The organism is Mesorhizobium sp. M1066 (assembly GCF_040318635.1).
GTDB lineage: Bacteria > Pseudomonadota > Alphaproteobacteria > Rhizobiales > Rhizobiaceae > Mesorhizobium.
Genome location: NZ_JAMYMR010000077.1, coordinates 1 through 11,652, shown reverse-complemented (window position 1 = coordinate 11,652; position 11,652 = coordinate 1). Strand labels below are relative to the sequence as shown.

General features: G+C 64.9%; 14 protein-coding genes. 7 read left to right on the top strand and 7 right to left on the bottom strand.

Annotated elements, in window-relative coordinates; genetic code table 11:
- The first annotated feature begins 93 nt into the window (after positions 1–93).
- A complete protein-coding gene (locus NKH52_RS34645; protein ID WP_352968480.1) occupies positions 94–1,302 on the top strand; it encodes an RNA polymerase sigma factor in 1,209 nt (402 codons plus the stop codon).
- A gap of 31 nt (positions 1,303–1,333) precedes the next feature.
- On the opposite strand, the gene NKH52_RS34640 is transcribed toward NKH52_RS34645, so the two are convergent.
- The 6 genes from NKH52_RS34640 to hrcA form a co-directional block, all read right to left on the bottom strand.
- The gene (locus NKH52_RS34640; RefSeq protein WP_352730165.1) at positions 1,334–1,960 is read right to left on the bottom strand and encodes a glutathione S-transferase family protein; all 627 of its coding nucleotides are present in this window, start codon (positions 1,958–1,960) and stop codon (positions 1,334–1,336) included.
- Positions 1,961–2,091: 131 nt separating this feature from the next.
- Entirely contained in the window at positions 2,092–3,072 is a 981-nt protein-coding gene (gene cysK, locus NKH52_RS34635; RefSeq protein WP_127297572.1) for a cysteine synthase A, read from the bottom strand.
- A 177-nt stretch (positions 3,073–3,249) separates the two neighbouring features.
- A complete protein-coding gene (locus tag NKH52_RS34630; protein ID WP_352730167.1) occupies positions 3,250–3,867 on the bottom strand; it encodes a LysE family translocator in 618 nt (205 codons plus the stop codon).
- 111 nt (positions 3,868–3,978) lie between these two features.
- Positions 3,979–5,328 (bottom strand): PQQ-dependent sugar dehydrogenase, encoded by a 1,350-nt coding sequence (locus NKH52_RS34625; RefSeq protein ID WP_352730169.1) that lies wholly within the window; start codon positions 5,326–5,328, stop codon positions 3,979–3,981.
- Between the two features lie 95 nt (positions 5,329–5,423).
- Positions 5,424–5,621, bottom strand: a complete 198-nt coding sequence (locus tag NKH52_RS34620) for a hypothetical protein (RefSeq protein WP_127297575.1) — start codon at positions 5,619–5,621, stop codon at positions 5,424–5,426.
- Positions 5,622–5,645: 24 nt separating this feature from the next.
- Positions 5,646–6,728: a heat-inducible transcriptional repressor HrcA gene (gene hrcA, locus NKH52_RS34615; protein WP_127297576.1), complete on the bottom strand. Its 1,083-nt coding sequence runs from the start codon at positions 6,726–6,728 to the stop codon at positions 5,646–5,648.
- 197 nt (positions 6,729–6,925) lie between these two features.
- Here hrcA and rph point away from each other — a divergent pair, with 197 nt between their 5' ends.
- The 5 genes from rph (at position 6,926) to NKH52_RS34590 (ending at position 10,724) form a co-directional block, all read left to right on the top strand.
- Positions 6,926–7,642 carry a ribonuclease PH gene (rph, locus tag NKH52_RS34610; RefSeq protein WP_127297577.1) on the top strand — a complete coding sequence of 239 codons (717 nt, stop codon included), beginning with the start codon at positions 6,926–6,928 and terminating at the stop codon, positions 7,640–7,642.
- A 184-nt stretch (positions 7,643–7,826) separates the two neighbouring features.
- Complete coding sequence (locus NKH52_RS34605) at positions 7,827–8,237, top strand: VOC family protein (protein WP_352730172.1); 411 nt, start codon at positions 7,827–7,829, stop codon at positions 8,235–8,237.
- Positions 8,237–8,884: an RdgB/HAM1 family non-canonical purine NTP pyrophosphatase gene (rdgB, locus tag NKH52_RS34600; protein ID WP_127297580.1), complete on the top strand. Its 648-nt coding sequence runs from the start codon at positions 8,237–8,239 to the stop codon at positions 8,882–8,884. Before NKH52_RS34605 ends, rdgB begins: the two co-directional genes overlap by 1 nt.
- A complete protein-coding gene (hemW, locus tag NKH52_RS34595) occupies positions 8,881–10,044 on the top strand; it encodes a radical SAM family heme chaperone HemW (RefSeq protein ID WP_352730174.1) in 1,164 nt (387 codons plus the stop codon). Before rdgB ends, hemW begins: the two co-directional genes overlap by 4 nt.
- Before the next feature lie 242 nt (positions 10,045–10,286).
- Entirely contained in the window at positions 10,287–10,724 is a 438-nt protein-coding gene (locus NKH52_RS34590) for an EamA family transporter (RefSeq protein WP_352730176.1), read from the top strand.
- Positions 10,725–10,797: 73 nt separating this feature from the next.
- Here NKH52_RS34590 and NKH52_RS34585 read toward each other — a convergent pair whose 3' ends face one another.
- Positions 10,798–10,989 carry a hypothetical protein gene (locus NKH52_RS34585; RefSeq protein ID WP_352730178.1) on the bottom strand — a complete coding sequence of 64 codons (192 nt, stop codon included), beginning with the start codon at positions 10,987–10,989 and terminating at the stop codon, positions 10,798–10,800.
- A gap of 134 nt (positions 10,990–11,123) precedes the next feature.
- On the opposite strand from NKH52_RS34585, the gene NKH52_RS34580 reads away from it, so the two are divergent.
- Positions 11,124–11,652, top strand: a 529-nt coding sequence (locus NKH52_RS34580; RefSeq protein ID WP_352968475.1) for an SAM-dependent methyltransferase, incomplete at its 3' end; no start/stop codon positions are given.

The window sequence follows — 11,652 nt, the reverse complement described above, 5'->3', positions numbered from 1 at the left end:
GTTGTATTTGGGGCTTTTTTGTTAATTGCCTTAATATTCCCAAAATAATTCCGGGTTTTGAACTGTCGCCCGTACTGCGCCGGGGGGGCCGGGGTGGGGGCCGCGCGGCAGAGCTACGGCAAGCTGGTCGCCTGGCTCGCGGCGCGCACGCGCGACGTGGCCGCCGCCGAGGACGCGCTGGCCGATGCCTTTGCCGCCGCCCTCGAGCGCTGGCCGCGAACCGGCGTGCCGGAAAAGCCGGAAGCCTGGCTGCTGGCGGTGGCGCGGCGGCGCCGTGTCGATGCGGTGCGGCGGCGGCTCACCAGCGAGGCCGGCCGCGAGCATCTCAAGCTGATTGCGCAGGAGGCGGAGGCACGCATGACCGAGGAAGATCTGCCCGACGATCGGCTGCGGCTGATGTTCGCTTGCGCCCATCCGGCGATCGAATCGAGCGTACGCTCGCCACTTATCCTGCAGACGGTGCTGGGGTTCGACGCCGCGACGATCGCCTCCGCCTTCCTGGTCTCGCCCGCAACCATGGGCCAGCGCCTGGTGCGGGCCAAGTCCCGCATCCGTGAAACCGGCATTCCGTTCCGCGTGCCGGAGCGGGCCGAACTCGGGGAACGGCTGGATGCGGTGCTGGAAGCGATCTACGCCGCCTTCGCCGAAGGCTGGACCGACCCGGCGGGCACCGAGACGCGACGTCGCAATCTGGCGACCGAAGGCATCTGGCTCGGCCGGCTGGTGGCTTCGCTGTTGCCGGAGGAGCCGGAGGCGTTGGGCCTCTTGTCGCTGATGCTGTTTGCCGAGGCGCGCCGCGCCGCACGGCGCGATGCGGCCGGGGATTACGTGCCGCTGGCCGAGCAGGATTGCGCGCTGTGGGATCGCGCTCTGGTTGACGAAGCGGAATCCCTGCTCCACCGCGCCGCCACCATGGGCGTCATCGGCCGCTACCAGCTTGAGGCGGCCGTGCAGTCCGCACATGTGGCACGACGGCTGACCGGCCGCACCGACTGGGTGGCGATCCGCGAGCTCTACGACGCGCTGCTTTCGATGGCAGGATCGCCGGTGGTGGCGATCAACCGCGCGGTGGCGATTGCCGAGGCCGAGGGCGCAGTGGCCGGATTGGCGGCGCTTTACGTGCTGGGCGACGACAAGCGGCTTGACGAGTACCAGCCCTATTGGGCCGCACGCGCCGGTCTCCTGGCCAGGCTTGGTCAGGTACCGCAAGCCTGCGAAGCCTATGACCGGGCGATCGGCCTCGAACGCGACCCGGCGGTGCGCCGGTTCCTGCAAGGTAAAAGAGCGGTGCTTCGAAACTGAGCCTCGCCAAGGCGGCGCCTTGCCGGCTCGTTCAGCCTGGCCACATCTCATGCGATGTATTGAGCGTCTTCATCAGCGGGTGCCCGCGCAGCTTCGACCACAGACGCTCGATCTCAGGCCAGGCCGTCCGCGCGCTGTCGATGTCGGGATGCCAGGCCACCAGCATGACCAGATAGATGTCGGCCAGCGACATCCGGTCGCCGACCAGCCAGTCACGGCCCTCGAGCGCGGCATCGAGAACGGCAAAGCCGCGGTCCATCTCGGCCGCGGCCGCTAGCTTGACCGCCTTGGTGCCTTCGGGATCGGCCGTGTAGCGGTATGCGTAGTAGAAACGCAGCACTGCCGAATAGAGAACAGACGACATAAAGGCCATCCAGCGCAGGAAATCCGCGCGGGCAGGCGCTTCTGCTCCCGGCGCCAGATTGGCGTCGGGGTGGCGCTCGGCAAGCACGATGCAGATCGCTGCCGATTCGGTCATCGACCTTCCGTCCGGCAGGGTCAGCACCGGCACCTGGTTCAACGGACTGATGTCGAGGAAGGCGGGATCGGGCCGGTCGGTCTTCGGCACGTCGATCTGCTCGAACGGTGCATTCGCCAGCACCAGCGCCGCCTCGACGACGAAACCGCCGCTGCCAGGACGGGTGTAGAGCTTGTACATGAAATCCTCCCCCGGCCCGCGCAAAGCAGGCCGGGGGCGATATGAACCGGAAGCGGTGTCGGGCTCAAGCCGCCGATGGCGGCCACGGGCGTTTTTTCAGCGGGCCAGCTTGGTCACGAAGAAGCGTCGGATTACGATCCCAGCCCCTCGAACAGGATCGTCGACAGGTAACGCTCGGCGAAGGACGGGATGACCACCACAAGGTTCTTGCCCTTGTTCTCCGGCCGCGAGCCGACGACGATGGCCGCCTGCAGGGCGGCGCCCGAAGAGATGCCGACCGGCACGCCTTCGAGGCGGGCGACGAGGCGGGCATTGGCGACCGAATCCTCGTTCGACACCTTGACGATCTCGTCATAGATCGTCGTGTCGAGGATTTTGGGCGCAAAGCCGGCGCCGATGCCCTGGATCTTGTGCGGGCCGGGCTGGCCGCCCGACAGAACCGGCGAGGAGTCCGGCTCGACGGCGACGACATGCACGGAGGGCTTGCGCTTCTTCAGCACCTGGCCGACGCCGGTGATGGTGCCGCCGGTGCCGATGCCGGCGACGAAGATATCGACCTCGCCATGCGTATCGTTCCAGATTTCCTCGGCCGTCGTCGTGCGGTGGATTTCCGGATTGGCCGGGTTCTCGAACTGCTGCGGGATGATCGCGTTGGGGATCGTCGCTGCCAGTTCGTCGGCCTTGGCGATGGCGCCCTTCATACCTTTCGGGCCTTCTGTCAGCACCAGCTCCGCGCCGAGCAGCGCCAGCATTTTCCGGCGCTCGATCGACATCGTTTCGGGCATCGTCAGGATCAGCTTGTAGCCCTTGGCGGCAGCGGCGAAGGCAAGCGCGATGCCGGTGTTGCCCGACGTCGGTTCGATCAGCGTGGTCTTGCCGGGAGAAATCTTGCCTGACGCCTCCAGCGCCTCGATCATCGCCACGCCGATGCGGTCCTTGACCGAGGCGATCGGATTGAAGAATTCGAGCTTGGCGATGAGATTGGCGACGATGCCCTTTTCCCGAGCGAACTTGTCGAGCCGCACCAGAGGCGTATCGCCGATCGTGTCGGTGATGGAATCGTAGACGCGGCCGCGGCCGGGCACGCGGGCTGATGTAACGGGCTTGTTCATTGGTTTCGCTCCCAGAATTTCAGGCAAGTGGATTTGCGGGCAACATAGGACCTTCGACCGCGCAAGATAGACTGTCGATTGAAAATATCCGAGTGGGACCTGTGTCTAAAACGGTGCCGTCTCGGAAAAGCATTTCCCACAAAGGCCTGTTTGCGAAATGCTTTGGCCGAAAGCCCGCTATTGGCGGGCGGCAATCGCCGCAGCGGCACCGACCATGAAGCCGGCAGCCGTACGGTTCAGCGCCTTGAGCGCGCGCGGCGATTTCAGGAACCAGCGCGCCTTGGCGGCCAGCGCCAGATACGGCACCAGCACCACCAGAAGCACGACGACCGTCAGCGCGACGAGAATGCCGTAACCGGCCAGCGTGATGGTTTTCAGGTCGACGATGGTCGGCGTGATGGCGAGATAGAAGATCATCGTCTTCGGATTGCCGAGCGTGACAGTCAGGCCGGCGGCAAAGCTCGACAGCAAGCCGCCCTTGCCTTTTCTGGCCTCGACGGTCTCGGGCGTGATGCCGCTGTTCCAGAAGCGCCAGCCGAGGAAGGCGAGATAGGCGACGCCGAGCCATTTCATGGCCAGGAAAACCATGCCGAAACTCTGTGCAACAAAGGCGAGGCCGAGCACCACAGCGGTCAGATAGGTGATGTCGCCAACCATCAGGCCAAACGACATCGCCAGCGACGAGCGGAAGCCGGAGCCGAGCGCACGGGCGACCAGCGCGGTGATGCCGGGGCCAGGAATCGCGGCGGCGATGCCGAGAGCCGCACTATAGGCGAGGAATCCGGTAAGGGTCATGGTTGCGGCCCTGCGCGACGCTGCTATCACGGCATCCTATCGCACAAAGTCCGGCGGGCGTGAATTCCCTGAAACTCGGATTCGATTGCACCACGCCTGTGCGAACTGCGCTCAGGAACGACCGTCGCCATGGGTTACACGCCAGATGGTGCCGTTGCCGTCCTCGGTGACGATCAGCGCGCCATCCAAGGCCACCGCCACGCCGACCGGCCGGCCCCAGACCTCACCGTTCGAGACGACGAAGCCGGTGATGAAATCCTCATACTCGCCGGTTGGCTTGCCGTCCTTGAACAGCAACCGCACCACCTTGTAGCCGGTCCGGTTGCCGCGGTTCCATGACCCGTGCAGAGCGACGAAAGCATCGCCCTTGTATTCGGCCGGAAAGCTCTTCCCATCGTAGAAGGCGATGTTGAGCGGCGCCGAATGCGCCTGCATCAGCACATCGGGAACGGTCGTTTTGCCGGCAAGATCGGGGCGCTCACCCTTGTGGCGCGGATCCTCATTGTCGCCGATATAATACCACGGCCAGCCATAGAAGGCGCCGTCCTTGACCACGGTCGCGTATTCGGGCGGCACATTGTCGCCAAGCGCATCCCGTTCGTTGACGACGCACCACAGCGCGCCGGTCGCCGGCTGCACGGTCATGCCCGAGCAGTTGCGCAGGCCGGTGGCAAGGATGCGGCCATTCTTGCCATTGGGATCGAAGGCCAGGACGCCGGCGCGGCCGTCCTCGGATCCCCATGTGGCGCCGAGCGGCTGCGATTTCGCCCAGGCATCGAGTCCGCCTTTCGGCTCCCGGCCCATGTCCTCGGCGACATTCGATCCCGAGCCGACCGACAGATAAAGTGTCTTGCCGTCCGGCGAGAAGGCGATATCGCGGGTCCAGTGATGATTGGCCGGGATGTTGCCGACGATGGTTTCCGGATCTCCGGCTGCCTTCAGGTCGCCATTGCGGTAGGCAAAGCGCACGATGCTGTCGCTGTTGGCGACATAGACCCATTGCGGGTCATTGCCTGGGGGATAGAAGGCAATGCCATAGGGCTGGTTGAGATTGCCGGCAAAGATGCCGTCCTGTGCCGGCTTCGCCCTGCCTTCGGCGAGGCGATAGATGCGGACCTGGTTGGCTTTGCTGTCGGCGACAAACAGGTCGCCGTTCGGCGCGATGCGCACGACACGTGGATTGTCGATGCCCGATGCAACCAGCTCGGCCGAGAACCCCGGCGGCAGTTTCGGCTTGGCGTTCGCCGGCCTGTCAGCGAGGCCGGCGCTGTTCGAGGCGGATTTGGTGAGATAGGGCTTTGGCAAGTCTTCCGGCTTGATCAGGCGGCGCACGCCGGGCTTGTCCGCCCGCCAGCCGCCAAAGGCGTCCGCCCCTTTCAGCATGGGCTGGTCCGCCTGCTGGGCGAATGCCGGCGTGACGACAAACAGGGCGGCAATAGCCAGACCGGCGAAACGGATCATCCTGTCCTCCAACATCTGGTGACGAGGATAGGAACGGCAGGGTCTGGTCGATCGTTCCGCGTTACACGATGAGTTGAAGCGGCGTGGCGCCCAGCTCAATTGCCGGCAGCGTAGAAATCGTCGTCGAGACGTTTTTCCAATTCGACGAGGTCGGCCGGCAGCGGCAGGCCCATGGCGCGCATTTCCTGCAGTTTTTCACGCAACTGCTCCTGGATCTCGTGCTGGTCCTCCGGCTGGTTGACCATCTCCTCCAGCAGCAGGCTGATCCGGGCCTTGAATTCTTCGAGCGCCATCGTCGTCTCCTCGGTTGGATCAGCTCAGCGCAGCATGCGGGAAATCAGCTGCGCCGTATAGTCGACCATTGGGACGATGCGCGCGTAGTTCAGCCGGGTCGGGCCGATGACGCCGAGCGCGCCGACGACGCGGGCATCCTTGTCGCGATAAGGCGCCACCACCAGCGACGAGCCTGACAGCGAAAACAGCTTGTTTTCCGAGCCGATGAAGATGCGCACGCCCGAGCCCTGCTCGGCGAGGTCAAGCAGCTGGATAAGCCCGTCCTGCGTCTCCATGTCCTCGAACAGATGGCGCAGCAGTTCGATGTCGGCCTGGGCGGTGACGTTTTCGAGCAGATTGGCGCGCCCGCGCACGATGAGCCGTGCCGGCAGGCCGCTGTCGGCGCCGGCCCACACCGCCAGCCCCTTCTCGACCAGGTCCTGCGACAGCGTGTCGAGCGCGGCCCTGGTTTCTTCTTTGATGCGGGCGATCTCGATCCGCGCCTCGGCCAGCGTGCGGCCGCGTATATGGGCGTTGAGGAAATTCGAGGCCTCGTGCAGTTGCGAGACGGTGATGCCGGCGGGCAGCTCGACGACGCGATTTTCGACGTCGCCATTCTGCGACACCAGCACCGCCAGCGCCTTGGTCGGTTCGAGCTGGATGAATTCGATGTGCTTCAGCGCCACCTCGTTCTTGGCGGCCAGCACCAGGCCGGCGCCGCGCGACATGCCCGACAGCATCTGGCTGGCCTCGGTCAGCATGTGTTCCAGCGTCGCGCCCGAGCCGGACGCCCGCACCTGCGCCTCGATGGCGCGGCGCTCCTCGTCGGAAAGGTCGCCAAGCTCCATGAAGGCATCGACGAAGAAACGCAGGCCGGCCTGCGTCGGCAGCCGGCCGGCCGAGATGTGCGGCGCGTAGATCAGGCCGAGATGCTCGAGGTCGCTCATCACGTTGCGGATGGTCGCCGGCGACAGCGAGGACGGCAGAATGCGCGACAGGCTGCGTGATCCGACGGGTTCGCCGTCCCTGAGATAGGAATCGACGATGCGCCGAAAAATGTCGCGCGAGCGCATGTCCAATGATTGAAGCGCGGGCGCCTGCGAATTCGGATCGACTGCCTTGGTCATACGGCCAAAAACCTCCGGCCCAAGGATATAGACTTACACTGCACCCGCGCAACCCGGTGTCTGTGTCAGATCACCCGGTGTCTGTGTGAGATCACCCGGTGTCTGCGTCAGATCGTCAGGCCATTTTCCTTTGCGCCACGCGTCTCATGCGGTTACAAGCCGGCCAAGATTCCGAAAATGACAAGAAAGCAGCCTGAATGCGCCCTTCCAAACGTCAATTCGACGAAATGCGTGCCATCTCCTTCGAGCGTGGCGTCTCCAAGCACGCCGAAGGCTCGTGCCTGGTGAAGTTCGGCGACACGCATGTCCTGTGCACGGCCAGCCTCGAGGAAAAAGTCCCGGGCTGGATGCGCAATTCCGGCAAAGGCTGGGTGACGGCGGAATACGGCATGCTGCCGCGCTCGACCGGCGAGCGCATGCGCCGCGAGGCCTCCGCCGGCAAGCAGGGCGGCCGCACGCTGGAGATCCAGCGGCTGATCGGCCGCTCCTTGCGCGCCGTGGTCGATCTGCAGGCGCTGGGCGAGCAGCAGATCACCGTCGATTGCGACGTCATCCAGGCCGATGGCGGCACCCGCACCGCCTCGATCACCGGCGGCTGGGTGGCGCTCTACGACTGCCTGCGCTGGATGGAAGCCCGCCAGATGGCCAGCGTCGCCAAGGTGCTGAAGGACCACGTCGCGGCGATCTCCTGCGGCATCCATGACGGCCAGCCTGTCATCGACCTTGATTATCTCGAAGATTCCTCGGCCGGCACCGACGCCAATTTCGTCATGACCGGCAAGGGCGGCATCGTCGAGATCCAGGGCACCGCCGAGGGCGAGCCTTTCTCCGAAGAGCAGTTCGCGGACTTGATGGGCCTGGCCAAGAAGGGCATCCAGCGCCTGGTGAGTTTGCAACAGATGGCGGTGGCCTGAGGTTTCGAATGCCGAGCTTGAACACCCCCCTCTGCCCTGCCGGGCATCTCCCCCGCAAGGGGGGAGATCGGATGCTGTCTTGGCCTTCGCCAATAGTCAACGTTGCGCGAGAAATGCCGGCGGGGCCACAGCCAATCTCCCCCCTTGCGGGGGAGATGCCCGGTAGGGCAGAGGGGGGTGCCTCGTGACGCCCTCCGCCATCCTTGAATCGGCTCTCTACGTCACCGACCTTGCCGCCGCCGAAACTTTCTACACCGACATCCTTGGCCTCCCCCTCCTCGGCAAGGTGGCCGGCCGGCATCTCTTCTTCCGCTGCGGCCCCGGCGTGCTGCTCGTCTTCAACGCCGAGGCGACCAAAATCCCTCCGGCGCCTGATGCGAAGCTGAAAGTGCCGCCGCACGGCACGGTCGGGGAAGGCCATCTCTGCTTTGCGGCGACCGCCGACGAAATCGTGCGCTGGAAAGCGCATCTCGAGGCGAAGCACATCGCCATCGAGAGCGAATTCGAATGGCCGCAGGGCGGCCGTTCGATCTATATACGCGACCCCTCGGGCAATTCGATCGAATTCGCCGAGCCACGAATCTGGGGCCTTTGATGCATTCTCTCGACGGAAAGAAGATCGTCGTCGCTAGCCATAATGACGGCAAGCTGCGCGAATTCGCCGACCTGATGGGGCCGTTCGGCTTCGAAGCCAAGTCGGCCAAGGAGTATGGCCTGCCGGAGCCTGACGAGACCGGCACCACCTTCGAGGAGAACGCCTACATCAAGGCGCTCGCCGCCGCCAAGGCGACAGGCCTGCCGGCGCTCTCCGACGATTCCGGCCTGTGCGTCGACGCGCTTGATGGCGCACCCGGTGTCTACACCGCCAACTGGGCCGAAACCCCTGAGGGGACGCGCGACTTCGGTATGGCCATGCAGCGCACCGAAGTGGCGCTGCAGGAAGTCGGCGCCGCCTTGCCGCAACAGCGCAAGGGCCGCTTCGTCGCCGTCATCTGCCTGGCGTTTCCCGACGGCGAGGCGGAATATTATCGCGGCGAGGCCGAAGGCACGCTGGTCTGGCCGCCGCGCGGCGAGCTCGGCTTTGGCTATGATCCGGTGTTTTTGCCCGATGGCTTCGAAAAGACCTTCGGCGAAATGAGCGCCGAGGAAAAACACGGCTGGAAGCCCGGCCAGCCGACGGCGCTGTCGCATCGCGCTCGCGCCTTCCAGAAGTTCGCCAAAGCGAGATTGGGCTCGGCATGAGCATGCTGCTCGACCGGACGCCCGGCTTCGGCGTCTATGTCCACTGGCCGTTCTGCGCGGCCAAATGCCCCTATTGCGACTTCAACAGCCATGTCCGCCACCAGCCAGTCGACCAGGAGCGCTTTGCCGCCGCCTTCGAGGCCGAACTGGCGACGATGCGCGAACGCACCGGGCCGCGCGAGGTGACCAGCGTTTTTCTCGGCGGCGGCACGCCGTCGCTGATGAAGCCGGAAACCGTGGCCAGGGTTCTGGACGCCGTGGCGAAGAACTGGACTGTGCCTGACGGCATCGAGGTGACGCTGGAGGCCAATCCCTCCTCGGTCGAGGCCGAACGGTTTCGCGGCTATCGGGCGGCCGGCGTCAATCGCGTGTCGCTCGGCGTGCAGGCGCTGGATGACAAGGATTTGCGCTTCCTCGGCCGGCTGCACAATGTTGAAGAGGCCCTGCACGCCATCGGCCTCGCGCGGGAAATATTCCCAAGGCTGTCCTTCGACCTGATCTACGCCCGGCCCGGCCAGACGCCGGAGGCTTGGGCATCCGAGTTGGAACAGGCGATCGGCCATGCCGCCGACCATCTGTCGCTTTATCAGCTGACCATTGAGGAAGGCACGCCCTTCCACGCCCTGCACGCGGCAAAGAAATTCATCATTCCCGACAATGACCACGCCGCCGACCTCTATGCGCTGACGCAGGAGATTACATCGGCGCATGGTTTGCCGGCTTACGAGATTTCCAACCACGCAAGGCCAGGCGCCGAGAGCCGGCACAACCTCACCTATTGGCGGTATGGCGAATATGTCGGCGTCGGGCCGGGCGCGCATGGCCGCTTCGTCGAGAATGGTCGCCGCACGGTGACGATCGCCGAGCGGATGCCGGAAACCTGGGCCAATCTGGTCGAGGCCAAGGGCCATGGCGTCACCGGCGGCGAAATCCTGACGCGTTCGGAAGAGGCCGACGAATTCCTGCTGATGGGCCTGCGGCTCGCCGAAGGCATCGACCTCTCCCGCTACGAAGCGTTCTCCGGACGCGGCCTGTCGAGCGCGCGGCTGTCGATGCTGGAGGGCGAAGGGCTGGTGGCGCCGATCGGCAATGCGCGCCTGCGCGCCACGCCGGCCGGTATGATCGTGCTCGACGCCGTGGTCGCCGATCTGGCGCGGTAGGCTTTACCACGCCTTCGTCATAGCAGCAGAGCGCAGACCTTGGGATCCATGCCGCGACGAGGAAGAGGACTGCAACGGCACAGAGCAGAAGCTTGTTCTGTAGCGATCCTTCACACCCCCCTCTGTCCTGCCGGACATCTCACAGATGCACCCCCAAAAATCTCCGAACCCGAGGATTGCACTTCTGGAAACACGCGTTTCACGGTATCTCGGTTGAGACGTCATCAGCGAAGGCCACCTTGATGAACCTGACCGTATCCTCCTGGCAATTCTGGGCATTGCTCTCGGCTGCGTTCGCGGCCCTGACGGCGATCTTCGCCAAAGTCGGCATCGAGAACATCAATCCCGATTTCGCCACCTTCATCCGCACGGTCATCATCCTGATCGTGCTCGGTGCGATCCTGCTTGCTAGCGGCCAGTTCCAGTCGCCGGCCACGATCTCGGGAAAGACTTGGGCTTTCCTCGGCCTGTCCGGTCTGGCGACCGGCGCGTCATGGCTCTGCTATTTTCGGGCGCTCAAGATCGGCAATGCGGCGCAGGTGGCGCCGATCGACAAGCTAAGCGTCGTGCTTGTGGCGGTGTTTGGCGCGGCCTTTCTCGGCGAGCGGTTGTCCGGAGCGAATTGGCTTGGCGTCGCCCTTATCGCGACGGGCGCGGTGCTGGTCGCCTATCGAGGCTAGTTGCGCGCCGTTGCGGGCGTTCTTTGTTTCAAGACGGGTGATGAAGATGTCGAAGCGATTGGGCATCGTCCGGTCAGTGCTCCGTCGTGCTATCTGGTTTGTTGCTGTCGGAAAGCCTGCCCTTCGTCGGCGAGGTGCTCGCGGTCCGCTCTTTGGTCAGGCCGTTCTCGGTCTTGGCGGGCGGGCGCTTGGCCGTGGGCGCGGCACCGCGCTTGCGGCCGGCATAGTAGGGCTCGAAAGCGTCCTGTATCTTCAGGCTGTCCATCCTGTCCTCCTCCGGAATCAGGGGGCTAATCTGCCAACGCCGGTTTGGTTCCCCACTGTGGCAAAGGAAAGGCGAATTCCTTACATCGGCGTCAGCTTTTGCAAGCCCGCGTCAGCCGTGCCAAACAGGGCTGAATGGAGAAGTCATCGGTGACCGCAGAGACGGGCAAGCGCAGCTATGTGGTCGGGCAGACCGAGATCGCGGCACGGCCATTGGAGCCGGCGCTCTATCTGGTGGCGACGCCGATCGGCAATCTCGCCGACATCACGCTGCGCGCGCTGGAGACGCTTGCCGCCGCCGACATCGTCGCCTGCGAAGACACGCGGGTGTCGCGCGTGCTGCTCGACCGCTACGGCATTCGCCGCCGCACCACGGCCTATCATGAACACAATGCCGGCGAGGCCGGGCCGAAGCTGATATCGGCACTTCAGGCCGGGCAGAGCGTGGCGCTGATCTCCGATGCCGGCACGCCGCTGGTGTCCGATCCCGGCTACCGGCTGGTCGGCGAGGCGCTCGACCACGGCATTCGCGTCGTGCCTATCCCCGGCCCGGGGGGCGCCCCGGGGGGGGGGGGGGGGGGGGGGTTTAACCAAAACGCCGCCCCCCCGCCCCGGGCGGGGGGGGGGTGGGGGGGGGTGGGTGTTAAAAAAATAGGGGGGGGGG

What these genes read in the sequence shown, in the direction of transcription:
- NKH52_RS34640 (WP_352730165.1), bottom strand. Translation starts at nt 1,960, where the DNA reads ATGTACAAGCTCTACACCCGTCCTGGCAGCGGCGGTTTCGTCGTCGAG.
- cysK (WP_127297572.1), bottom strand. Translation starts at nt 3,072, where the DNA reads ATGAACAAGCCCGTTACATCAGCCCGCGTGCCCGGCCGCGGCCGCGTC.
- NKH52_RS34630 (WP_352730167.1), bottom strand. Translation starts at nt 3,867, where the DNA reads ATGACCCTTACCGGATTCCTCGCCTATAGTGCGGCTCTCGGCATCGCC.
- NKH52_RS34625 (WP_352730169.1), bottom strand. Translation starts at nt 5,328, where the DNA reads ATGATCCGTTTCGCCGGTCTGGCTATTGCCGCCCTGTTTGTCGTCACG.
- NKH52_RS34620 (WP_127297575.1), bottom strand. Translation starts at nt 5,621, where the DNA reads ATGGCGCTCGAAGAATTCAAGGCCCGGATCAGCCTGCTGCTGGAGGAG.
- hrcA (WP_127297576.1), bottom strand. Translation starts at nt 6,728, where the DNA reads ATGACCAAGGCAGTCGATCCGAATTCGCAGGCGCCCGCGCTTCAATCA.
- rph (WP_127297577.1), top strand. Translation starts at nt 6,926, where the DNA reads ATGCGCCCTTCCAAACGTCAATTCGACGAAATGCGTGCCATCTCCTTC.
- rdgB (WP_127297580.1), top strand. Translation starts at nt 8,237, where the DNA reads ATGCATTCTCTCGACGGAAAGAAGATCGTCGTCGCTAGCCATAATGAC.
- hemW (WP_352730174.1), top strand. Translation starts at nt 8,881, where the DNA reads ATGAGCATGCTGCTCGACCGGACGCCCGGCTTCGGCGTCTATGTCCAC.
- NKH52_RS34590 (WP_352730176.1), top strand. Translation starts at nt 10,287, where the DNA reads ATGAACCTGACCGTATCCTCCTGGCAATTCTGGGCATTGCTCTCGGCT.
- NKH52_RS34585 (WP_352730178.1), bottom strand. Translation starts at nt 10,989, where the DNA reads ATGGACAGCCTGAAGATACAGGACGCTTTCGAGCCCTACTATGCCGGC.